Annotated in this window: 21 protein-coding genes; 9 read left to right on the forward strand and 12 right to left on the reverse strand. The window is 76.0% G+C overall.

Annotated features, from left to right (window positions below):
- Nucleotides 1-85 precede the first annotated feature (85 nt).
- Nucleotides 86-1,417: a geranylgeranyl reductase family protein gene (locus ACFW6A_RS29085; protein ID WP_386644182.1), complete on the forward strand. Its 1,332-nt coding sequence runs from the start codon at nt 86-88 to the stop codon at nt 1,415-1,417.
- A gap of 61 nt (nt 1,418-1,478) precedes the next feature.
- Here ACFW6A_RS29085 and ACFW6A_RS29090 read toward each other — a convergent pair whose 3' ends face one another.
- On the reverse strand, nt 1,479-1,943 hold the full coding sequence (locus ACFW6A_RS29090; protein WP_351847908.1) for a nitroreductase family deazaflavin-dependent oxidoreductase: 465 nt from the start codon (nt 1,941-1,943) through the stop codon (nt 1,479-1,481).
- A gap of 230 nt (nt 1,944-2,173) precedes the next feature.
- On the opposite strand from ACFW6A_RS29090, the gene ACFW6A_RS29095 reads away from it, so the two are divergent.
- Nucleotides 2,174-2,878 (forward strand): TetR/AcrR family transcriptional regulator, encoded by a 705-nt coding sequence (locus tag ACFW6A_RS29095; protein WP_386644145.1) that lies wholly within the window; start codon nt 2,174-2,176, stop codon nt 2,876-2,878.
- Nucleotides 2,879-2,920: 42 nt separating this feature from the next.
- Here the strand turns inward: ACFW6A_RS29095 and ACFW6A_RS29100 are convergent, their stop codons facing one another.
- Complete coding sequence (locus ACFW6A_RS29100) at nt 2,921-3,661, reverse strand: maleylpyruvate isomerase family mycothiol-dependent enzyme (protein WP_386480180.1); 741 nt, start codon at nt 3,659-3,661, stop codon at nt 2,921-2,923.
- Between the two features lie 182 nt (nt 3,662-3,843).
- Between ACFW6A_RS29100 and ACFW6A_RS29105 the strand changes: the two genes are divergently transcribed.
- Entirely contained in the window at nt 3,844-5,070 is a 1,227-nt protein-coding gene (locus ACFW6A_RS29105) for an ROK family protein (protein WP_351847902.1), read from the forward strand.
- 176 nt (nt 5,071-5,246) lie between these two features.
- Entirely contained in the window at nt 5,247-6,017 is a 771-nt protein-coding gene (locus ACFW6A_RS29110; RefSeq protein ID WP_351847898.1) for a methyltransferase, read from the forward strand.
- A 2-nt stretch (nt 6,018-6,019) separates the two neighbouring features.
- Here ACFW6A_RS29110 and ACFW6A_RS29115 read toward each other — a convergent pair whose 3' ends face one another.
- Both ACFW6A_RS29115 and ACFW6A_RS29120 read right to left on the reverse strand, forming a co-directional pair.
- Nucleotides 6,020-6,601 (reverse strand): ATP-binding protein, encoded by a 582-nt coding sequence (locus ACFW6A_RS29115; RefSeq protein ID WP_351847893.1) that lies wholly within the window; start codon nt 6,599-6,601, stop codon nt 6,020-6,022.
- A 216-nt stretch (nt 6,602-6,817) separates the two neighbouring features.
- The gene (locus ACFW6A_RS29120) at nt 6,818-7,135 is read right to left on the reverse strand and encodes a hypothetical protein (protein WP_351847889.1); all 318 of its coding nucleotides are present in this window, start codon (nt 7,133-7,135) and stop codon (nt 6,818-6,820) included.
- 194 nt (nt 7,136-7,329) lie between these two features.
- Between ACFW6A_RS29120 and ACFW6A_RS29125 the strand changes: the two genes are divergently transcribed.
- Complete coding sequence (locus tag ACFW6A_RS29125) at nt 7,330-8,466, forward strand: PLP-dependent cysteine synthase family protein (protein WP_386644150.1); 1,137 nt, start codon at nt 7,330-7,332, stop codon at nt 8,464-8,466.
- On the opposite strand, the gene ACFW6A_RS29130 is transcribed toward ACFW6A_RS29125, so the two are convergent.
- Genes ACFW6A_RS29130 through ACFW6A_RS29140 form a run of 3 tightly spaced genes read right to left on the reverse strand, consistent with a single transcriptional unit; the run spans nt 8,426 to nt 10,270 of the window.
- A complete protein-coding gene (locus ACFW6A_RS29130) occupies nt 8,426-8,926 on the reverse strand; it encodes an SRPBCC family protein (protein ID WP_386644153.1) in 501 nt (166 codons plus the stop codon). The genes ACFW6A_RS29125 and ACFW6A_RS29130 overlap by 41 nt on opposite strands.
- A 49-nt stretch (nt 8,927-8,975) precedes the next feature.
- Nucleotides 8,976-9,455: an SRPBCC family protein gene (locus ACFW6A_RS29135; protein ID WP_386644156.1), complete on the reverse strand. Its 480-nt coding sequence runs from the start codon at nt 9,453-9,455 to the stop codon at nt 8,976-8,978.
- Nucleotides 9,452-10,270 (reverse strand): DeoR/GlpR family DNA-binding transcription regulator, encoded by an 819-nt coding sequence (locus tag ACFW6A_RS29140; protein ID WP_351847872.1) that lies wholly within the window; start codon nt 10,268-10,270, stop codon nt 9,452-9,454. Before ACFW6A_RS29140 ends, ACFW6A_RS29135 begins: the two co-directional genes overlap by 4 nt.
- Nucleotides 10,271-10,405: 135 nt before the next feature.
- On the opposite strand from ACFW6A_RS29140, the gene ACFW6A_RS29145 reads away from it, so the two are divergent.
- The gene (locus ACFW6A_RS29145) at nt 10,406-12,778 is read left to right on the forward strand and encodes a hypothetical protein (RefSeq protein WP_386644159.1); all 2,373 of its coding nucleotides are present in this window, start codon (nt 10,406-10,408) and stop codon (nt 12,776-12,778) included.
- On the opposite strand, the gene ACFW6A_RS29150 is transcribed toward ACFW6A_RS29145, so the two are convergent.
- The 5 genes from ACFW6A_RS29150 to ACFW6A_RS29170 all read right to left on the reverse strand — a co-directional run bounded on the left by ACFW6A_RS29150 (nt 12,748) and on the right by ACFW6A_RS29170 (nt 19,053).
- Nucleotides 12,748-15,180 carry a right-handed parallel beta-helix repeat-containing protein gene (locus ACFW6A_RS29150; protein WP_386484577.1) on the reverse strand — a complete coding sequence of 811 codons (2,433 nt, stop codon included), beginning with the start codon at nt 15,178-15,180 and terminating at the stop codon, nt 12,748-12,750. The two genes, ACFW6A_RS29145 and ACFW6A_RS29150, sit on opposite strands and share 31 nt — an antisense overlap.
- Nucleotides 15,181-15,404: 224 nt before the next feature.
- Nucleotides 15,405-16,013, reverse strand: coding sequence for a hypothetical protein (locus ACFW6A_RS29155; protein WP_351847862.1), 609 nt, complete (start codon nt 16,011-16,013; stop codon nt 15,405-15,407).
- An 87-nt stretch (nt 16,014-16,100) separates the two neighbouring features.
- Entirely contained in the window at nt 16,101-16,925 is an 825-nt protein-coding gene (locus ACFW6A_RS29160; RefSeq protein WP_351847859.1) for an MOSC N-terminal beta barrel domain-containing protein, read from the reverse strand.
- A 54-nt stretch (nt 16,926-16,979) separates the two neighbouring features.
- Nucleotides 16,980-17,507, reverse strand: a complete 528-nt coding sequence (locus tag ACFW6A_RS29165) for a DUF6643 family protein (protein ID WP_386644163.1) — start codon at nt 17,505-17,507, stop codon at nt 16,980-16,982.
- Nucleotides 17,508-17,823: 316 nt separating this feature from the next.
- Nucleotides 17,824-19,053 carry a glycosyltransferase gene (locus tag ACFW6A_RS29170; RefSeq protein WP_351847853.1) on the reverse strand — a complete coding sequence of 410 codons (1,230 nt, stop codon included), beginning with the start codon at nt 19,051-19,053 and terminating at the stop codon, nt 17,824-17,826.
- A 58-nt stretch (nt 19,054-19,111) separates the two neighbouring features.
- Here ACFW6A_RS29170 and ACFW6A_RS29175 point away from each other — a divergent pair, with 58 nt between their 5' ends.
- The 3 genes from ACFW6A_RS29175 to lnt all read left to right on the forward strand — a co-directional run bounded on the left by ACFW6A_RS29175 (nt 19,112) and on the right by lnt (nt 22,266).
- The gene (locus ACFW6A_RS29175; protein WP_351847850.1) at nt 19,112-19,909 is read left to right on the forward strand and encodes an aspartate/glutamate racemase family protein; all 798 of its coding nucleotides are present in this window, start codon (nt 19,112-19,114) and stop codon (nt 19,907-19,909) included.
- A gap of 73 nt (nt 19,910-19,982) precedes the next feature.
- Nucleotides 19,983-20,543 (forward strand): hypothetical protein, encoded by a 561-nt coding sequence (locus ACFW6A_RS29180; RefSeq protein WP_386644166.1) that lies wholly within the window; start codon nt 19,983-19,985, stop codon nt 20,541-20,543.
- 109 nt (nt 20,544-20,652) lie between these two features.
- On the forward strand, nt 20,653-22,266 hold the full coding sequence (gene lnt, locus ACFW6A_RS29185; RefSeq protein ID WP_386644169.1) for an apolipoprotein N-acyltransferase: 1,614 nt from the start codon (nt 20,653-20,655) through the stop codon (nt 22,264-22,266).
- The last annotated feature ends 36 nt before the right edge of the window (nt 22,267-22,302 follow it).

Raw genomic sequence — 22,302 nt, forward strand, 5'->3', positions numbered from 1 at the left:
GGAGCCCACCGAGCCGCTCGTGCCCGGCGATTCGGCCCCGGCGGCCGAGCCGTCCGGCGCGGCGGAGGACGCGGCGACGGATGCGGTGACGCCCCCGGATCCCGGCACGGACCCCGGTGCGGAGTCCGGTCCGGACCGGCCCGAGGTGTGGGACGTGGTGGTCGTCGGCGCCGGCCCGGCCGGTGCGTCGGCGGCGTACGCGGCGGCGGTCGCGGGCCGCCGGGTGCTGCTCCTGGAGAAGGCCGAGCTGCCCCGGTACAAGACCTGCGGCGGCGGCATCATCGGCCCCTCCCGCGACTCGCTCCCGCCCGGCTTCGAACTTCCGCTCCAGGACCGGGTGCACGCGGTCACCTTCTCCCTCGAAGGCCGCTTCGCCCGCACCCGTCGCTCGCGCCGGATGCTCTTCGGCCTCGTCAACCGGCCCGAGTTCGACGCGCAGCTCGTCGAGCACGCGCAGAAGGCCGGCGCCCAGCTGCGCACCGGCGCGACCGTGACCCGGGTGGAGCAGCACGGCCCGGACGTGCCGGACCGGCGGACGGTCGCGCTGGTCCTCGCCGACGGCGAGAGGGTGCTCGCGCGGGCCGTGGTCGGCGCGGACGGCAGTGCCAGCCGCATAGGGGCCCACGTCGGGGTGAAACTCGGCCAGGTCGACCTGGGCCTGGAGGCGGAGATCCCGGTGCCGCCGTCGGTGGCGGAGGACTGGAAGGGCCGTGTCCTCATCGACTGGGGCCCGATGCCCGGCAGTTACGGCTGGGTCTTCCCGAAGGGCGACACGCTCACGGTCGGCGTCATCTCGGCGCGCGGCGAGGGCGCGGCCACCAAGCGGTACCTGGACGACTTCGTCGCCCGGCTGGGCCTCGCCGGCTTCGAGCCCGCGGTCTCCTCCGGCCACCTCACCCGCTGCCGCACCGACGACTCGCCGCTCTCCCGCGGCCGGGTCCTGGTCTGCGGCGACGCGGCGGGCCTGCTGGAGCCGTGGACCCGCGAGGGCATCTCGTACGCGCTCCGCTCCGGCCGGCTCGCCGGCGAGTGGGCGGTGCGGGTCGCGGAGGCCGGCGACGCGGTGGACGCCCGCCGCCAGGCGCTGAACTACGCCTTCGCGATCAAGGCCGGGCTCGGCGTGGAGATGGCGGTCGGCCGGCGCATGCTCGCGGTCTTCGAGCGCCGCCCGGGGCTGCTGCACGCGGTGATCACCGGGGTGCGCCCGGCCTGGAAGGCGTTCGCGGACATCACCCGGGGCTCGGCCACGCTCGGCGGCATGGTCCGGTCGAACGGTCTGGCCCGGCGGGCCCTCGACGTCCTCGACAAGCGCATGGACACGGAGTCCGGCGTCGGCCCGGCGGGCCGGGGCGTGGGCCGCAGGGACGAGGAGCCGGCCGGGGCGGCGGAGGCCGCCGGGGCGGTGGATCCCGTCTGAGCCGCGCGCCCCGCGCGGGGTGGCGGCGGGGGCGGGTGCGGGCCGGGGCCCGTGCCCGCCCTCACGCGTCGGTGGCGGCGGTGATGCGGAAGACGGGGTGCTTGTGCGCGATGGCGCGCAGCTCCTCGTCGGAGGAGTCCGGGCCGACCCCGCCGAAGAAGACGCCGACCTCGGCCTTCCAGCGCTTGAGGTACGCGCGCAGCACGTCCGCCTTGGCGTCGTCGGCGACCTCGGTCGCGGTGAACGGCTCGACGTGCTTGCCCAGGTGCAGCTCGCCGCCGCCGACCGCCCGCATGTTGCGGGTCCACTGGACGTGACCGCGCGGGGCGACCAGGTAGCGGTCGCCGTCGAGGGTGAGCACGTTCACCGGGGTGGTCCGCCAGGCGCCGCTCTTGCGGCCGCGGACGGCGAGGACCCGCGAGCCCCAGACGCTGATGCCCCGGCGGGTCAGCCAGGCGACGGAGCGGTTCATGACGTGGACGGTGAACCAGCCGGGCTTCTTGACGTGGGCGGTGGTGTCGGACATCGGTGTCTCCCGGGGAGTCGTGGCGGAGGTGCGGGGCGGGCGCCGGTGGCGCCCGTCGTGCTGGTGATGCCGGTCCGGTGCGTGGGGCGCGAGCGCCGCTCCGGTCCACGGCCTTCCCCGAACCGTGAGCACTGCTCTCGCTCGAGATCAGTGTGCACGAATCGCCGTCCGCGAGCAAGAGCAGTGCTCTCGTTTCAGTGCACCGATCCGAAACGTGGCAGACTGCTCCCATGACCACCGTCCAAGGAGCCCGCGCCCGCGCCCGGATCGAGATCACCGCCGCCATCAAGGACGAGGCCCGCCGGCAACTCGCCGCCGAGGGCGCCGCGAAGCTCTCGCTGCGCGCCGTCGCCCGCGAACTCGGCATGGTCTCCTCGGCGCTCTACCGCTACTTCCCCAGCCGGGACGACCTGCTGACCGCGCTCATCATCGACGCGTACGACGCCGTCGGCTCCGCCGCGGAGAAGGCCCACGCCGCCGCCGTCCGCACCGCGCCCCTCGACCACCTCGCCCGGTGGACCGCCGTCTGCCGCGCCGTCCGCGCCTGGGCCGTCGCCCACCCGCACGAGTACGCCCTCATCTACGGCTCGCCGGTCCCCGGCTACACCGCCCCGCAGGACACGGTCGGCCCGGCCGCCCGCGTCGGCCTGCTCCTGGTGGCGACCGCCCGCGCCGCGGACGAGGCGGGGGGCGTCGTGCCGCCGCCGCTCCCGGACGGCCTCACCCCGGAGGCGGAGCGGCTCGCCGCCGACCTGGCCCCCGACCTGCCGCCCGCGCTCGCCGTCGCCCTCGTCTTCGCGTGGGCCCAGCTCTTCGGCCTGGTGTCGTTCGAGGTCTTCGGGCAGTTCAACCGGATCGTCGAGGACCGGGACGCCTTCTTCGCCACCGCCGCCGAGCGCCTCGGCCGCGAGGTGGGCCTGACCGCCCGCCCGTGACGCAGGGCCCGGTCCGCCCCCGCGCGGACCGCCGGCGCGGGCTCAGACCGCCGAGGTCTCCCGCCACAGGCGCAGCAGCCCGAAGTCGCCGCTGACGGCCACCGCGGAGACGGGCAGCCGGTTCCACAGCGTCAGGTAGAGCCGCTCGGCGGTGCCGGACACCTCGGCGTCCACCGGGCCCGGCGCCGCCCCGCCGCGCTCCGTGACGGGCGGCGCGGCCGAGAGCCGTACCGTCCAGACGTCTCCCGTGTCCGTGGCCCGGAGCCGCAGCGCGCGCGGGCGGTCGGTCCTGACCCGGCTGCGGTCGCGGGCGTGGAAGCCGGCGAGGAGTTCGTCGACGCCGTCGGCGGCCAGCCCCGCCTCGACCGGCCCGGGGCCCTCCGGCAGCGCCGACTCGGCGTCCGCCCGGTGCACGGTGGTCTCGTGGGCCTGCCGCCGTGCCCAGAAGGCGAGCGGCGAAGGGGCCGGCAGGAAGGTCCAGGCGGCGAGCGTCTCCGGCGCGGCCCGCAGCGCGGCGACCAGCGCGGCGTGGCCCTCGCGGTAGTGGGCGAGGAGCGCGGTGCCGTCCAGGTCCGGCCCGTCCCCCTCGGGCCGGTACTCCCGGTGGCCCTCGGCGACGAAACCGGTGGCCCAGCGGTGGACCGTCGCGGTGTGCCGCAGCAGGTCCCGGACCCGCCAGCCCGGGCAGGTCGGCACCGGCGCGTCCGTCCCCGCCGCCTCCGCCGCCTCCGCCAGAGCCCGGCCGGCCGTCTCCAGCGCGTCGATGTGCTCCGCGGCCTTCATCGTGCCCCCGTTCCCGTTCCCATTCCCGTCCGCGTTCCGCGTCATCGCGCCCCCGTTCCCGATGTGCGTGTCCATGGCGAGGATTCTGGCACCAGAGGACCCGTCCGTGCCCGGTACCGGGGGGAAGCGGTCCGGCCCGGCCGGTTCCGGCGGGCGGACCCGATCATGCGAGACTCGGGCCCATGAACGGCAAGGCGACGACGACGCGTACTCGGCTGGACAGGGGGCGCAGCGCGCTCGGCCCCGCGCTGGAGCTGGTGCACACCGGCCGGGCGCCGACCCGGGCCGTCCTCACCGCCGAACTGGGCGTCACCCGCGCCACCGCCGGGGCCGTCGCCGCCGAGCTGGAGGCCCTCGGGCTCATCCGGGTCGACTCCAACCCCGGGGCCGCCGCCGGTTCCCAGGGCCGGCCCTCGCACCGGCTCGCCGTCGACGAGAAGGGGCCGGTGGCGCTCGCCGCCCAGGTCCACGCGGACGGATTCCGGGCCGCGCTGGTCGGCCTCGGCGGCACGCTCGTCGCCACCCTTCCCGGCTCGGTGACGGTCTCGGCCGACCCGGCCCAGGTCCTCGGCGCCGTCGTGGACGCGGGCGCCGCACTGCTCCGCGAGACCGGGCGGCGCTGCGTCGGCGCGGGACTCGCCGTGCCGTCCGCGGTCGCCGAGCCCGAGGGCACCGCGCTCAACCCGCTCCACCTGGCCTGGCCGGCGGGCGCGCCGGTCCGCGAGATCTTCGCCGAGCGGGTCCGGGAGGCAGGCATCGAGGGCCCGGCCTTCACCGCCAACGACGTGAACCTCGCCGCGCTCGCCGAGCACCGGCACGGAGCCGGGCGCGGCGCCCGCGACCTGCTGTGCGTGGCCACCGGACACCGGGGCGTCGGCGGGGCGCTCGTCCTCGACGGGCGGCTCCACACGGGCAGTTCGGGGCTCGCGCTGGAGGTGGGCCACCTGACGGTGAACCCGGAGGGCCGCCCCTGCCACTGCGGCGGCCGCGGCTGCCTGGACGTCGAGACCGACCCGCTGGCCTTCCTCACGGTCGCGGGCCGCGAGCCCGGCCCCGAGGTCTCCCTGCTCCAGCAGGCCCGCGACCTGCTGCGGACCGCGCCGGACGACCCGGGTGTGCGGGCCGCGGTGGAGGAGCTGATCGACCGCCTCGGCCTGGGCCTGGCCGGCCTGGTGAACATCCTCAACCCGGACCGGATCATCCTCGGCGGCCTCCACCGCGAGCTGCTCGACGCCGACCCGGAGCGCCTGCGCGCGGTCGTCGCCGACCGCAGCCTGTGGGGCCGCAGCGGCGGCGTCCCGATCCTGCCCTGCACCCTGGACCACAACAGCCTGGTGGGCGCGGCCGAACTCGCCTGGCAGCCGGTCCTCGACGACCCCCTCACCGCCCTGGGCGGCGCGCCCGTCTGACCCGGCGGGAGCCGGCCCGGCCCGCGCCCCCGGCCCGCCGGCGCCCCCGGCCCGTCCCGTACGCCGGCGGGACGCGAGGCACCGCCCCCGTGCGGCTCCCGGGGGCGAGGAACACCGGGGGGACGTGCGGGAAAAGGGGTGGGCGTGCGGCGCCGTGACCGGTAGCGTCGCCGCCCGTGACCACTTCCGACGCCGCGCTCCCGCCCCGCCTGGGCAGCCTCACCTTCCACGGTCCGCTCTCCGAGGAGCGGGCCGAGCGCCTCCTCCGCAGGATCGCCGGATCCGGCCCCGCCGACGTCCTCGACATCGGCTGCGGCTGGGGCGAACTGCTGCTCCGCGTCCTCGACGCGGTGCCGGGGGCGAAGGGCACCGGCATCGACGTCAACGGCGAGGACCTGGCCCGGGGCCGCGCGCTCGCGGCGGAGCGCGGCCTCGCCGACCGCGTCGTCTTCGTCGAGGAGTCCGCCCGCGGCACCGGCCGCGGCCCCGTCGACGCGATCCTCTGCCTCGGCTCCAGCCAGGCCCTGTGCGACCCGGAGCTGCCCCACGACCCGGCGGAGGCGCTGCGCGAGCTGCGCCGGCTCGTCCGGCCCGGCGGCACGGTGGTGCTCGGCGAGGGGTTCTGGGAGCGGACCCCGACGGAGGCGGAACTCGCCCGGATGTGGCCCGGCGCGTCCGCCGCCGACCACTTCCCGCTGGGGGAGCTGGTCGACCTGGCGATCGGGGCGGGTTTCCGGCCGGCCTGGATCGAGACGGCGGGCCGCGACGAGTGGGAGGCCTTCGAGTCCGGCTACCGGCACGACACGGAGCTGTGGCTCGCCGCCCATCCGGACCACCCGCTGGCCGCCGAGACCCGCGAGCGGGTCGACCGGCAGCGTTCCGCCTGGCTCGACGGCTACCGGAACGTCCTCGGCATCGCCTATCTCACCCTGGTCGCCGCGGCCTGAGGTCAGACCCCGCGCCCGGCACTCGCCGCGAGCGCCGGGGCGTCCGCGGGCGTGCCGAGGGGGATGCCGGCCAGTCGGCTGTACGAGACGACCGGGGCCAGGGGCACGAAGCCGAAGTCGAAGTCGGCCTCGGCACCGGCCAGGGCCGGGCCGTCGGCGCACGGCGGTGCCGTCAGGGTGAACCAGACGACCTTCCCGCTCGCGCCCCGGGGCCGGACGCCCCAGCTGTCGCTGAGCGCGCCGACGATGGCGAGGCCGCGGCCCGAGGTGGCGAGCGCGTCCGGCTCGTCCCACAGGTCGAGGGCGGCCGACTCCGTCGCCACCGGCATCCGGGGGTCGTTGTCCCGGACCGAGACGGTCAGCCGGTCGAGCAGGAGTTCCAGCTCGACGGTGCACTCCTTGTCGGGCTGCGCGTGGCGGTGCACGTTGCTCAACAACTCGGTCAGTCCCAGTTGGACGGGATCGACCAGGTCGTCGAGCTGCCAATGGCGCAGATGGGCGGAGACGATCCTGCGGATCTGTCCGATCCGCGACGGCAGGGCCTGGAGCTCCACCGCGTAATACCTGCTCGGCTCGCTGATCACGGCTGCGACTCCCCGAAGTAGTCCTGAAGAAGACGGAGATTCGGATCTGTCCTGCGGTACATCAGGGCGGCGCACTGAGCACAGTGTCACCACCGTTGAACCCTCAGTGAGGTGGTTCCAGCGTGAGCCACCCGTCACCGCCCCGCAACCCGCCGCGAGCTTCCCCAGGTCAGCGCCCCGGAGCCGCGGTCGCCCGCCCCGCTCCGGAGCCCTCCGTCACCTGCCGCCGGCCGCCCGCCTGAGCGCGGCGAGGAAGCGGCCCGCCTGCTCGGCGTCCCGGGCGTCGTCCTCCCCGGCGCCGTCCATGGTCAGCCGGTAGCGGGTGCCGTTCACCTTCGCCACCGTCTCGTCCGCCTTCGCGAACCACGGCCGCCCCGCCCGCACCGCCTTCACGGGCGCGCTGTCGATCTCGGAGCCGTAACTCGTCAGCAGCGCGAGCCGGCCGTCCTCGATGCGGACCTCCCCGGCCCGGGTGAGCGAGCGCGGCCACCGCGCGATCCGTACGCCCCTGGCGCTGAACTCCGCTTCCGCCATGCCGTCCACCCCTTCCGTACGACCGTCCCCACCCAGTGTGCCGGGCCGCAGGGACGGGCACCAGGGAGCCTCGCACACCTGCTCCCCAAGGCCTTCCTATGGACCGTCAAAGAGATCGTTTGCCCAGGTGAGAGGGGTATCGTCGAGGGTGGGAAGCCAGGGTCCGCCCCGGCGGGACAGCGAGGAGAGAACCGTTGAGCACCACCCCCCGACCCCCTCTGGACGCGGCCGCCGTCGCCACCGCGGACGTCGACCGGAGCGATCCGGCCTACCGCGCCTGGCTGAAGGAGGCCGTCCGCAAGGTCCAGGCCGACGCCAACCGCTCCGCCGACACCCACCTCCTGCGCTTCCCGCTCCCCGAGAAGTGGGGCATCGACCTCTACCTCAAGGACGAGTCCACCCATCCCACCGGCAGCCTCAAGCACCGGCTCGCCCGCTCGCTCTTCCTCTACGCGCTCTGCAACGGCTGGATCCGCCCCGGCAAGCCCGTCATCGAGGCGTCCAGCGGCTCGACCGCCGTCTCCGAGGCGTACTTCGCGAAGCTCATCGGCGTCCCCTTCGTCGCCGTGATGCCCCGCACCACCAGCCCCGAGAAGTGCCGGCTCATCGAATTCCACGGCGGGCAGTGCCACTTCGTCGACGACTCGCGCACCATGTACCAGGAGGCCGCGGCGCTCGCGGCGCGCACCGGCGGCCACTACATGGACCAGTTCACCTACGCCGAGCGGGCCACCGACTGGCGCGGCAACAACAACATCGCCGAGTCGATCTACCAGCAGCTGCGGCTGGAGCGCTACCCGGAGCCGGCCTGGATCGTCGCCACCGCCGGCACCGGCGGCACCTCCGCCACCATCGCCCGCTACGTCCACTACACCCAGCAGGACACCCGGATCTGCGTCGCCGACCCGGAGAACTCCTGCTTCTTCGACGGCTGGGTGCACCACGACCCCGACGCCACCGCCGACTGCGGCTCCCGCATCGAGGGCATCGGCCGGCCCCGGATGGAGCCCAGCTTCGTACCCGGCGCCGTCGACCGCATGATGAAGGTCCCGGACGCGGCGAGCGTCGCCGCCGTCCGCGCGCTGGAGAGCGCGATCGGACGGAAGGCCGGCGGATCCACCGGCACCGGCCTGTGGAGCGCCCTCAAGATCGTGGCCGAGATGGTCGCCGAGGAGCGCACCGGCAGCGTCGTCACCCTGATCTGCGACCCCGGCGAGCGCTACCTCGACAAGTACTACTCCGACGACTGGCTCGCCGGCCAGGGCCTCGACATCGCCCCGTACGCGGCGGCTATCGAGCGGTTCCTGGAGACGGGCGTCTGGCCGGAGTGAGCCGCAGGTCCAGCAGCGCCGCGGCCCGGCGGAAGGACAGGCCCAGGCCCGGCGAGGCCAGCCGCAGCCCCGCGCGGAACGGCGCGGGGCCGTCGGCCGCCATCGTCCAGCGCAGCCGGGTCCCGGCGCCCTCCGGCGCCAGGGCCCACTCCTCGGCCAGCGCCGACACCGCGGGCGCGTTGGTCAGGTCGACCCGGTAGGCGTAGCGCAGGTCCGGCTCGGAGGCCAGGACCGTCTCCTCGAAGCAGATCCCGCCGCGCAGCCGGATCGTCCGGCGCGCCCCGTCGTCCAGCGGGACGGCCGAGGCGACCGGGGTGAACCAGGCGGGCAGACTGCCCACTTCGACCGCTATCGAGCGGTAGACCGCCGGGGGCGGGGCCTGGAGCACGGCCTCGAAGGCGAGGCGGACGGGCGCGGTGGCGGTGAAGTCGAGCTCCACCGGCCGCAGTCGGCGTGGCATGGACCGGACCTCCCGGATCGAGGGAAGAGGCACCCTAGCCGACGAGCCGTCAAGACGAAAGCCCGTTCGAGGATTGGGGGTCGTGCGGCCGCCGCCCGCCGCCAAGCAGCCCGTCCAGGGCCCGGCCGAACACCACCCGGCCCGCCCGCGCCAGCACCCCGTCGAAGACCCCCGGCACACCGCGCACCGACAGCTCCTCGGTCCACACCACCCGGCAGCCCCCGGCCTCCGCCGCCACCTCGATCTCCGCCCGGCCCCGCACCCACCGCCCGTGCTTCTCCAGCCGGCAGACCCCGGGCCGCTCCGCGCGCGGCGGCTCCCAGCGGACCACCTCCATCGGGTCGTCGAAGCCCAGCGGACCGAGCCCGGTGCGCGCGGTGAAACGCGTCCCGACCCGGTTCGGGCCGGACGTCAGGACCGTCGTCCGCGTCAGCGGCACCTGCCGGCCGTGCGCCGGCCAGTCCGTCAGCCGCCGCCACGCCTCCTCCGGCGCCAGCGGCACCGAGCGCACCACACGGAAACGGCTCACGTCGCCGCCTCGCCGGCCACGAGCAGCCCCGGCACGTGCTCCGCGACCTCGGCCCGCACCTCCGCGGCCATCCCCCGGTCCGTCACCCAGGTGTCCACCTCGTCCAGCGAACCGAACGAACTCAGGCCCACGGTGCCCCACTTGGTGTGGTCCGCGACCACCACCACCCGGCGCGCCGAACGGATCAGGCACCCGTTGGTCTCCGCCTCCGCCAGGTTCGGCGTCGACAGCCCCGCCTCCACCGACAGCCCGTGCACCCCCAGGAAGAGCAGGTCGAAGTGGAGCGAGCGGACCGCCCGGTCCGCCACCGGCCCCACCAGCGCGTCCGACGGCGTCCGCACCCCGCCCGTCAGCACCACCGTCGGCGCCCCCCGGCCCTCGCCGGTCGCCCGGCGCGCCTCGTGGAAGACGTCCGCGACCCGGACCGAGTTCGTCACCACGGTCAGGTCCGGCACGTCGAGCAGCTGCCGCGCCAGCGCGTACGTCGTCGTCCCGCCGGACAGCGCGATCGCCGAACCCGGCAGCACCAGCGCCGCCGCCTGCCGGGCGATCTCGTCCTTCGCGCTCGGCTCCAGCGCCGACTTCGCCTCGAAACCCGGCTCGTGCGTGCTCGGCTCCGACACCGGCACCGCCCCGCCGTGCACCTTCGCGAGCACGCCCTGCCGGGCCAGCGCGTCCAGGTCGCGGCGGATCGTCATGTCCGAGACGCTCAGCCGCCGCGTCAGCTCGTTGACCCGTACGCCGCCGCGGCGCCGCACCTCGTCGAGGATCAGGGCGCGCCGCTGCTCCGCGAGGAGGTTCTGATTGTCAGTCACCGCCGGGGCCGGTCCTTCCGCAGGAGACGAGGGGATGGCTGTCGGATTCGGTGAGAGACCGTGCGCGGGCGCGCGGTCGTCCGCGATCCTGGAGCCGACGTCGCATCCTCCCACTCACGAGAGGAAGACTCCTAAGTGTCCCCTGCCACACCCGCCCCCGAGCACGGGGGCGCGGCGCTCGAACTCCTCGTCCACGGAGTCGGCGGCGCCACCCCCCAGTCCATGCTGGACGACCCCAGGACCGTACGGGTCACCGGCGACGAGACCGCGGCCGTGCACCGGCGCGCCGGGGACCTCGACGCCGAGGACCATCCCGAGCGGTACGCGTCCCGGCCGGTGCCGGAGGCGTACGTCTGGTCCCACCTGACCTCGGGCGACGGCGCCCGCGCCCTCTGGCTGCTGCTCCTGCCCTTCATGGTGGTCAACCTCGCGCACTGGATGCGACCGCCCGCCACCGGGCGCCCCGGCCTCGTCCGGCTCTACGGCGTCCTCGTCCGCCTCCTGGCCCTCAGCCTCACCGTGCTGCTCACCGCCGCCGCCTGCGAGGTCGCCCTCGACCTGACGGCCTGGCAGTGCGCCGGAACCCCCGCCTGCGCCGACGGCCGTGCCTGGCTCGGCTTCCTCTCCGCCGACCGGGGCGGCTGGTGGTCGCAGCCCGGGCGCCGCCTCGCCCTCGCCGCCGTCCTCCCGACCGCCCTCGTCGGCCTCCTCTGGTACCTCTCCCACCGCACCTGGAGCGCGTACGAGGCCCAGCGCCCGCCCACCGACGCCGCCGCCGTACCGGCCGGGGACCCGCGCCCCGCGCTCGGCCGGCCCGGATTCTGGTACGGGAGGCGGCTCGTCGCCCGGCTGCGCGCCGCGCACACCGCCGCGGGCCTCCTCACCGTCGCCGCTGCCCTCGCCGCCGCCCCCGCCCGGCAGGACACCGGAGCCCTCGCCGCCGGCGGACTCGCCCTGCGGGCCGCCCTGGCGGCCTGCGCCGTGCTCGTCCTGTGGGCGGTCTGCGGCCGGGGCCGCAGCGAACGCCGGCTCGACCAGCGCGTCGAGCGCTCCCTCTTCACCCGCCTGCCGGCCGCCGCCCTCGTCCTGCTCGCGCTGACCGCCCTGCACACCGCCTGGGCCCGGCCCGGCCGCCACTCCACCGGCTCCCTCCCCGGGAACACCGCCTTCGGGACCCTCACCCTCGCCCAGGGCGGCCTCGTCGTCGCCCTCGGAGCCGTCGCCCTGCTGCTCCAGCGGCCCCGGCGCGACCCCCGTACCGCCCTCGCCGGACTCGGCGGGCCCGCCACCGCCGTGCTGGCCTGCGCGCTCGGCGGGGTCATGTCCGGCGGCGTCGCCCAGTGGGTCGCGGACTGGCTCGACGGGGCAGCCACCCCCGGTTCCGACGGCAGCCCCCTCGTCGGCCCGCCCGTCCTCCTCAGCTGGCAGGCGTCCGTCATCCCCGTCCTGCTCCTGCTGCTGCTCGCGCCCGCCGCGCTCCTCGGCGTCCGGACCGCGCTCGCCGCCCGCCGGCTGCGGGCCGCCGTGGAGGCCGACTACGCCGGCGAACGCCCCGACCCGGTCCGCACCGGCCAGATCGCCGCGAGCCGCGCCCGCGCCTCGCTCACCGACTCCGCCCCCGTGCTCGTCGCCGTCGTCTCCGGCACCGCGCTGCTGCTCGGCGCCGCCTCCGTCGCCGGCGCCTGGGCCAGCGACGCGGTCCCCGGCCGCGCCTTCTCCGGCGCCCACCCCGCGATCGCCGCCCTCGCCGCCACCACCCAGGCGCTCGGCTCCTGGATGATCGGCTTCGGCTTCCTGCTCTTCGTCACCTGGGGCCGCCGTGCCTACCGCGACGCCTCCGCCCGCCGCACCATCGGCATCCTCTGGGACGTCGGCACCTTCTGGCCGCGCGCCGCCCACCCCTTCGCACCGCCCTGCTACGCCGAGCGGGCCGTGCCCGACCTCACCTGGCGCATGAGCTCCTGGACCCGGAACACCGGCGGCCGGCTGGTCATCTCCGGCCACTCCCAGGGCAGCGTCCTCGCCGCCGCGGCCGTCTGGCAGCTGCCCTCCGCCACCCGCGCCCGGGTCGCCCTCCTCACCTACGGCTCCCCGCTGGAACGGCTCTACGGCCGCTGGTTCCCCGCCTACTTCGGCCCCGAGGCGCTGCGCGGACTCCACCGGGCCGTGCACTGCTGGACCAACCTGCACCGCGCCACCGACCCCATCGGCGGCCCCGTCCGGGTGCCCGCGGAGGACGGCCGCCCCGCCGTCGACGCCCCGGCGCTGCGCGACCCGGTCGCGTACGGACGCACCCCCGCCCACCCGCTGCCCGAACCGGTCCTCGGCCACTCCGACTACCAGGCCGACCCGGCCTTCGCGATCTGCCGGGCCGCCCTCCTGGACCGGCTGCTGCCCGCGCTGCCCCGCCAGCGGACCGACCGCCTCATGGACGAGGACGGCCTCGGCCGGAACGGTCCGGGGCGGGACGGTTCGGGTCAGGGCAGCTCGGGAAGGTCCTCCGGGTAGAGCAGGGTCAGGTCGTCCGTGCTCGCCTCGGCGAGCACGGCGACCCGGCCCGCGTGCCGCTCCACCATCGACTCGAAGGTCTGGCGCGCGGTCCGCCCGTTGCCGAAGGCCGGCCCCTTCGGCAGCTTCTCGAAGTACGCCAGGAGGGCGTCCTCCGCGCCCTCCGCGAGCCGGTACTCGTGCTCGTCCGTCTGCTGCCGCACGATCCGCAGCAGTTCCTCAGGCGTGTAGTCGCCGAAGCTGATGGTCCGTGAGAAGCGGGACGCCACACCGGGGTTGACGGTCAGGAAGCGCTCCATCTCGGCGGTGTAGCCGGCCACGATCACCACCACCGCGTCCCTGTGGTCCTCCATCAGCTTCACCAGCGTGTCGATCGCCTCGCGCCCGAAGTCCCGTCCCGAGTCCTCCGGCGACAGCGCGTACGCCTCGTCCACGAACAGCACCCCGCCGCGCGCCCGGTCGAACGCCTCCTGGGTGCGGATCGCGGTCGAGCCGATGTGCTCGCCCACCAGGTCGACCCGGGAGACCTCCACCAGGTGCCCGCGCTCCAGCACGCCGAGCGAGGCGAGGATCTCGCCGTAGAGCCGGGCGACCGTGGTCTTGCCGGTGCCTGGGTTCCCCGTGAAGACGAGGTGGCGGCGGACCGAGGCGGCCTTCAGCCCGGCCTCCCGCCGCTTCCGGCCCACCTCGATCATGTTGGTGAGCGTCCGCACCTCGTGCTTGACGCTGTCCAGGCCGACCAGCGCGTCGAGCGCCCCGAGCACGTCGTCGGGGGACCGCGGCGCGGGCACCGGGACGGCGGCCGGCGCCGCCGCCGGCGCGGGTGCCGGCGCGGCGGCACGCGGCGGGGGATAGGCGCCGAGCAGGCCGGGGGAGTGCTGGGCGGCCGTCAGGACCGGCGCCACCGCGGGCTCGGGCACCGGCGGGGTCCGTACGGCGCTCTCGTCGCCGGTGCAGTCCTCGACCACGGGTCCGTCCTCGGGGAACTCGTACCCCCCGCGCGCGCACCGCTCGGTCCGGCAGCGGCGCAGCACCGTCCGGCAGCCGTCCATCACGTGGAAGCCGTAGCCGCCGCTGCCCGTGACGCGGCAGCCGTGGAAGGTGCCCCGGCCCTCCGCCGACACGTAGAACCCGGCCTCGGCGGGGGAGGTCACCACGCAGCGCTCCACCGTCGGATCGGCGCCCTTGGTGACGATCACGCCGGTCTGCACGGTGTCCACGGTGCAGTTGGCGAGGGTGCCGCCGCTGCCGTGGTCGCGGAACCAGGCTCCGGTGGAGGCCTCCTTGATCCGGCAGTCGTCGAGCTGGGCGGTGGCGCCGTCGCTCACCGACACGGCGGTGTTGCGCACCTGCGTGAGGTCGCTGTCCACCACGTCCACCCGCGAGCCGCGGTCCAGCACGAAGAGCGCGTCCGGCACGTCGTGCACCCGGCACGCGTCGAGGACGGCGCTCGCGCCGTCGCTCACCCACACCGCCGGGTAGTCGCCCGTGCTGTCGTGGATCTCGCACTGGTGGGCGTCCACCCGCGTGCCGGGGTCCCACACGGACAGTCCGTTGCGCCCGAACCGGCGCACGGTCGACCGGGTGAGCGTGAGCACCGACCGCGACCGCAGGTCCACCGCGTTCTCGGGCACGTCGTGGATGTCGCAGTCGGAGAGCGTCAGCACGGCGTCGGTGTCGAGGGTGACGCCGTCGGCGGAGGTGCGGTGCACGGAGGAGTCGACCAGGTGCGCGGTGGCGCGGGCCGCGATCTGGAGCCCGGCGCCCTTGATCTCGTACACCTCGCAGCCGATGCCCTCCAGGCCGCTGCCCTCGCCGGTGACGGCGATCCCCGCGCCGGAGGCGTGGTGCACCCGGCAGCGTTCGAGCCGGGGGTGCGCCCCGCCGCGCACGGAGATCCCGGCCTGCCCGGCCGCGACGACCTCGCACTCCTCGAAGACCCCGCCCGCGCCGTCGACGGTGGCGATGCCCACCCCGGCCGGATTGTCGACCGTGCAGCGGCGGGCGGTCGGCCGGGCCCGTCCGCGCACCTCGATCCCGGCGGCCGACCGCGTCATGATCCGCAGGTCGAGCAGCTCGGGCGTGCCGTCCTCGACGAGCAGCGCCGGCGCCGCCATGTCCTGGCCCTCGATGTGCAGGTCCTGCACGACGGCCGAGGCGCGCAGCGTCAGCGGCACCCCGTCGGGCGGCGCGATCCGCACCGGCCCCGCCCCGTCCTCGGGGCCCCGCAGGGTCACCGCCCGGGTGATGACGAGGTTCTCGCGGTACGTGCCGGGCGCCACGGTGAGGACGTCGCCGTCGCCGGCCGCCTCCAGTGCGGCGGCGAGGGAGGCGTACTCGCCCGTGCGGCGCCGCCACCGCGACGTGCCGGTGTGCGTCACCTGGACCGTGCCCTGTGCCATGGGTGTGCTCTGCCCCCGCCTCGTGCGTCGACGCTGAACCGGATCCAGGATCCGGTGTGGTGGATCCAGTGGTAGGGGATCCACGATCGTGGATCCCGAATTTTGGATCCAATCTCGTGGAGCGTGGATCCGGTGTCCCACCGTAGCGCGCGAGGCGGCGCGGGGTTGACGGGTCGTCGAGCCGCACCCGTACGGGGCACGGAACCTCCGGTTCCAGGGGAGCGTCAGCTCCCGGTGCCGGTCCGTCCCCAGTCGGGCCCGACCGACGCCCACGCGCGGTCCAGCCGTGCGTACCGGCGCAGCCGCAACCGCCGCATCACCAGCCGCCGCACGAGCTCGACGGCGACTCCGGCGAGGACGGCCACCGTCAGGCCGACGAGGACGGCGTGGGCCCGGGCGGTGTCGCGGCCCAGCGGCGCGGACACGGGCCGGCCGTCCCGGTCGGTCCACAGCGCGAAGGAGTCGCCGGGCGCGGAACTGCCCCGGGAAGTGGTGACGGTGCCCGTGCGGGAGGTGCCGTCCGGGGCGGTCCAGCGGGCCACGACCGCCCGCCGGAACCGCTGTTCGGCCGCCTGCTCGCTCGACGCCGCGGCGCTCGGCGGCGTCGGGGCGGAGCGGAGCACACGGGCCGTGGTCTCCACGCGTCCGGCCTGCTGGGCGTGGACGGCGCGCTGGAGCGAGTGCTGTGCCGCGGTCCCGGCCGCCCAGCCGGCCGCGGGCACCGCCGCGCACAGCGTGACGGCGGCCACGAGCGCCACCCACGCCTCGACCAGGTCCGTCCCGCGGCGCAGGGGATTGTGCCGCCAGCGCCAGAGACCGGTGACTGCGCGCATGTGCAGGAACCCCCTCGTTCGTCGCTCCTCCGACGAGTGTGCCCGCGGGGCGCGCGGTTCGCCTGTCGAGCGGGGAGGGGCCGGGGGTCAGTCGAGGACCTTCACCGGGTCGCCGACGCGGACGGTCCCCCGGTGCTCCGGGACGAGGTTCTGGCCGAAGACCAGCTTGCCGTTCAGCTTCCGGTGGCGGCCGAGCGTCCGCAGGGGTTCCTTGCCGCGGGCGGCGGTGGTCTGGTCGGTGGTGGTCACCACGCACCGCCCGCACGGCTTGGCCACCCGGAAGGTCACCTCGCCCACGGCGAGCCGGGTCCAGCCGTCCTCCGCCCACGCCTCGGTGCCGTCGACGACCAGGTTGGGCCGGAAGCGGGTCATCGGCAGCGGGCCCTCGTGGGCGTGGTCGCCCCGCTCGATCAGGGAGTTCAGCGCGTCGAGGGAGGCGGTGGAGGTGACGAGCAGCGGGTAGCCGTCGGCGAGGCTGACGGTCTCGCCGGGCCGCGCGTACGCGGGGTCGATCGGGCGCCGGTGCTCTGGCGCGTCCAGGTGCACGAGGCGCGCGTCGGTCTCCAGGTGGGCGGAGAACCAGGCGGCGGCGGGCTCGCCGGCCGGCACCGTCTCCACGGCCTGGTCGAAGACGTCCGCGGTCACCGTGGCCGAGGGCTCCGGCACCGCGACCACGAGCGGCTCGCGGCCGGGAGCGGTCAGCCGCAGCCCGCCGTCGGGGAGGGGTTCGGCGGACGCGAGGGCGAGCCGGGGGTGGCGGCGCTGGGTCATGACCGTGCCGCGGGCGTCGACGACCGCCCAGCGGCGGTCGTGCTCGAGGCCCCAGGGCTGCACCTCGGCCTCCGCGCGGTCGAGCGCGCGCAGGGCCTTCACCGGATGGACGTGGACGGAGCGGAGGACGGGATCAGCCATGGGCCCATCCTGCCAGCCGCTCCGTCCCCGGCGGGACGGGCTCCGCGCGGCCCGTCAGTAACCGCCGCCCTGGTAGGGGCGGTTGTACGGGTCGTGGTACTGCGCGGGGGCCGGGACCGGCGCCGGTGCGGGGCGCGGGGCGGCCGGGCGCATCGCCTCGTAGCCGGTGGCCATCGGGCGGGCCGGCTGCGGGACCGGTCCCCCCGGGTAGCCGCGCGGCGCCGCGGGCTGCTGCGGGATGTACGGCGTGGGCGCCGGCTGCAGCGGCGCGGGCGCCATCTGCGGGGCCGGCTGCGGGTAGCCGTAGCCGCCCTGGTACGCGGGCGCCGGCTGGGGGGACGGCGCTGAGGGGAGGGCGGGCAGGGCCGCCGGGAGCGCCGGCAGGTAGGAGCCGGTCGGCGCGGGCGGCTGGTAGCCGACGGGAGCCGGGTATCCGGTGGGGGCCTCGTACGCGGCGGGCACTCGGATCGGGGCGATCTGAGGCGTGCCCCGCTCCGCGACCAGGGAGTCGTAGATAGGGGTGTCCGGGAAGGACGGCGCGGTGTGGTAACCGCCTCCATAGCTGGAGCGGGGGGAGGTCATGGCACATAAGTTAAGCCCACGATCTGCCGATTGGGGAGCCCGCTCAACACCTTCTTTGACGGGCTTCCGGCGGCCGTGGATCCCCAACCCGAGCGAACATGCCAAAAACGGGCACTCCGCTGTCCCATGATCGCGCAAAACCCGAGCTGAGAGGGGGTTACCGATGGGTCGGGCCGGACGGCGCCGAACCCTCCGCCCGGTATGAAGAACGGATAAAGAAAAGGAGACCGGAAGGAGTGGGAGAAGTGATCTTGGGTATGCCGAAACGTCAATCCGGCACCGAAGGGCAGTGCGCACACGCGCCGAATTCGCCGTGTTACTCCCCGTGGCGGGGAGTGAATTCCGCGCCCCCCGCCGCCGCCCGGCTTCCCGAGTGGACCCGCCCCTTCCAGGCCCCGCCCCGCCCGCGGTGGTGGAGCACCGCCGAATCCACCGTCATCACCAGATAGAGGAGGGCGGTGAACGGCAGCAGCGGAGCCGTCCACACCGGCCTGCGGTAGTAGCGGAGCATCGGCGCGTACGTCCCCGCCATCACCGCCCACGCGGCCCCGCCCGCCCACGCCGCCGGCCCGTCCCCGGCCGCGAGCCCCGCGACCAGCGCGGCCGGCGGCACCAGATAGACGAGCACGAGCCCTGCGACCGTCCCCAGGAGCAGCGACGGGCGGTACCGGAGCTGGGCGTACGCGCTCCGCGTCACCATCCGCCACAGCTCCCCGAGCCCCGGATAGGGACGCACCGAGTCGACCCGCTCGGCCAGCCCCAGCCAGATCCGGCCGCCGGCCGCCCGCACCGCCCGCGCCAGCGACACGTCGTCGATCAACGCCGTGCGGATCGCGTCCGGCACCCCGGCCGCCACCGCCGCCTCCGTCCGCAGCAGCACGCACCCCCCGGCCGCGGCCGTCGCGCGCGGCCGGTCGGCGTTGATCCAGCGGAAGGGGTAGAGCTGGGCGAAGAAGTAGACGAAGGCCGGGACCACCAGGCGCTCCCAGAAACCCGCCGTCCGCAGCCGGGCCATCTGCGAGACCAGGTCCCGGTCGTCGTCCAGGGCCGCGGCCACCAGCAGGCGCAGGCTGTCGGCCCCGTGGGCGATGTCCGCGTCCGTGAGGAGCAGGAACTCCGGCCCCCGCGCGCGTGCCAGCGCCATGCCGTGCCGCAGCGCCCACAGCTTCCCCGTCCATCCCGGCTCCGGCTCGCCCGGCGACACCACCGTGAGCGGCAGCCCGCCGTGCCGCGCGGCCAGCTCGCCGGCCAGCCGCCCCGTCCCGTCGGTGCTCCCGTCGTCCACCAGGATCACCTCGGCCCGGCCCGGATAGTCCTGGGCCAGCAGCGACGGCAGGCTCAGCGGCAGCACCCCGGCCTCGTCCCGCGCCGGCACCACCACCACGACGCCGGGCCACTCCTCCGCCCCCGCGCGCGCGTGGCCCCCGCCGGAGCGCCGCGAGGTCCGGGGCAGGCGCTGATCGGTGCGCCAGAAGAAGCCCTGGCCGAGCAGGAGCCAGAGCCAGACGAGCAGGGAGGCGCACGCGAACCAGGCAAGGGTGCTCATTTGCCGCAGTCTGCCCCAGAACACCGGGCGCGAGGGGCCCATCGGCTAGGGTGACCGGGTGAAGATCGCGCTCATGGACTCCGGAATCGGCCTCCTCGCGGCGGCCGCCGCGGTGCGCCGGCTCCGTCCGGACGCCGAGCTGCTGCTCTCCAACGACCCCGACGGCATGCCGTGGGGACCGCGTACCCCCGAGGACCTGACCGGGCGCGCCCTGGCCGTCGCCCGGGCCGCCGCCGACCGGCGGCCGGACGCGCTGATCGTGGCCTGCAACACCGCCTCCGTGCACGCGCTCCCCGCCCTGCGCGCCGCCCTCGAACCGGCGGTCCCGGTCATCGGCACCGTCCCCGCGATCAAGCCGGCCGCCGCGGCCGGGGGGAAGGTCGCCATCTGGGCGACCCCCGCCACCACCGGCAGCCCGTACCAGCGCGGACTCATCCGCGAGTTCGCCGCGGGCGCCGAGGTCACCGAGGTGCCCTGCCCCGGCCTCGCCGACGCCGTCGAGCACGCCGACCCCGAGGCCGTCGCCCGGGCCGTCGCCGCCGCCGCCGAGCTCACCCCGCCCGACGTCCGTGCCCTCGTCCTCGGCTGCACCCACTACGAACTGGTCGAGGACCGGATCCTCGCCGCCCTGGCCCCCCGCCGCCGGCCCGGTCTGCCGCCCCTCGTCTTCCACGGCTCCGCCGACGCCGTCGCCGCCCAGGCCCTGCGCCGCGTCGGTGCCGAGCCGGCCCCCTCGGCGGCCCCGACCGGCACCCTCTCCGTCCTGCTGAGCGGACGCCCCGGCCCGCTGCCGGCCGCCGCCCTCGCCTATGCCGCGGGCCGCCTCCTGGCCGCCGCCCCGGCCCCCTCGCTCTGAACCGTCACCCAGGGTCACCGGAGCGCTCCGTTCCGCCGCGCTGAACCGGACAGGGCTGGGTAATATTCCCGACATGAGGAAGGAAACCCGGCAGGACGGCACCGGCGGGCTCCGACCCGCCGTCTGGACCGGCCGCGCGACCAACCGCTTCCAGTGGATCGCCGCCGCGGCCGGCGCCGCCTTCATGGCGCTCGGGATCGCCCTCGCCGTCGCGTCCCCCTGGACCTCCGGCGTCACCGCCCTCGTCATGGCCGTCTTCGGCTGCGTCGCCGCCGGACTCCTCGTCCTCTGCGGCACCCTCGCCTTCGTCCACGTGGAGGTCCGCGTCGACGAGCGGGCCATGGAGGTCCGCTGCGGCCACATCGGCCTCCCGCGCCGCACCATCCCGCTCACCGAGGTCGTCGAAGCCGACTACGCCCCCCGGGTCACCCCCCGGCACTGGGGCGGCTGGGGCTACCGCTGGCGCCCCGACCTGGGCACCGCCGTCGTCGTCCGCCGGGGCGAGGGCCTGGTGGTGCGCCTCGCCGACGGGCGGAGCTTCACCGTCACCGTCGACGGCGCGGAAGGAGCGGTCGACTCCATCCGCGACCACCTCCGCCGCCCCACCCCGCCGCACACCCCCGCCGGCGCCTGACCGGCCCGGGCGCGCACCGGTGGCGCGGCCCCGCAGGCCCGGGCGCGCGGCCCGGCCCCGCACCCTGCCGGGCCGGGCGTCAACAGGCACGCCCCGTACACTCCGCAAGGTGAGCACCACCATCACCCCCGAGGCGGCCGGAGCCGCCGACGACGCGCCCGCGACCGACGCCCGACCGCGCCGCTTCGCCCGGGCCACGCGGTTCGTCCGCCCCGGAGCGGCCCTGCTCTCCGGCGTCCTGCTCTACCTGAGCTTCCCGCCGCGCCCCCTGTGGTGGCTCGCGCTGCCCGCCTTCGCCCTCCTCGGCTGGAGCCTGTACGGCCGCCGCCTCCGCGCCGGCTTCGGCCTCGGCCAGCTCGCCGGACTCGGCTTCCTCCTGCCGCTCCTCGTCTGGACCGGCGAGGAGGTCGGCCCGGTGCCGTGGCTCGCCCTCGCCGCCGTCGAGGCCCTCTTCGTCGCCGCCGCCGGACTCGGCATCGCCGCCGTCTCCCGGCTGCCCGGATGGCCGGTCTTCGCCGCCGGCGTGTGGATCCTCGCCGAGGCGGCACGCGCGCGCGTGCCCTTCGGCGGCTTCCCCTGGGGCAAGATCGCCTTCGGCCAGGCCGACGGCGTCTTCCTCCCCCTCGCCGCCGTCGGCGGCACGCCCGTGCTCGGCTTCGCCGCCGCCCTGTGCGGCTTCGGCCTCTACGAGGCGGTCCGCGTGCTCCGCCTCCACCGCGCCACCGGCACCGTCCCGCGCGGCCCGCTCGCCGCCGCCGCGCTCTCCGTGCTTGTCCCGGTCACCGGCGCCGTCGCCGCCCTGCCCCTGGTCAGCGACGCCCCCGAGGACGGCACCGCCACCGTCGCCGCGATCCAGGGCAACGTCCCCCGGCTCGGCCTCGACTTCAACTCCCAGCGCCGCCAGGTCCTCGACAACCACGCCGCCCGCACCCGCGAACTCGCCGCCGAGGTGAAGGCCGGGACGAAGCCCCAGCCGGACTTCGTCCTGTGGCCGGAGAACTCCTCCGACATCGACCCCTACGCCAACCCGGACGCCGCCGCCGTCATCGAGGGCGCCGTCGACGCCGTCAAGGCCCCCACGGTCGTCGGCGCCGTGATCGCCCCGCCCACCGGCAAGCTCCGCAACACCCTCATCCAGTGGGAGCCCGGCCGCGGACCCGTCGCCACCTACGACAAGCGGCACGTCCAGCCCTTCGGCGAGTACATCCCGATGCGGTCGGTCGTCCGCCTCTTCAACAGCAACGTGGACCGCGTGGCCCGCGACTTCGGCCCCGGCACCGAGGTCGGCGTCTTCGACCTCGCCGGCACCCGGGTCGGCCTCGCCACCTGCTACGAGGCCGCCTTCGACTGGGCCGTCCGCGACACCGTCACCCACGGCGCGCAGCTGCTCACCGTCCCCAGCAACAACGCCACCTTCGGCCGCAGCGAGATGACCTACCAGCAGCTCGCCATGTCCCGCGTGCGGGCCGTGGAGCACAGCCGCTCCGTCGTCGTCCCCGTCACCAGCGGCGTCAGCGCGATCATCCGCCCCGACGGCGAGATCGTCTCCCGGACCGCGATGTTCACCCCCGACTACCTGGTCGAGGAGGTCCCCCTGCGCTCCACGCGGACCCCCGCGACCCGGCTCGGCACCCTCCCCGAGGCCCTGCTCGCCGCCGTCGCGGCCGCCGGGCTCGGTTGGGCCGCCGCTCGCGCCGTACGGGCCCGCCGCGCGCGGTCCTGACCCCGGGGGCCGACCGGCACGATGATCTAGGGTCGG

Origin of the sequence: Streptomyces sp. NPDC058758, assembly GCF_042746075.1 — a bacterium.
Lineage (GTDB): Bacteria > Actinomycetota > Actinomycetes > Streptomycetales > Streptomycetaceae > Streptomyces.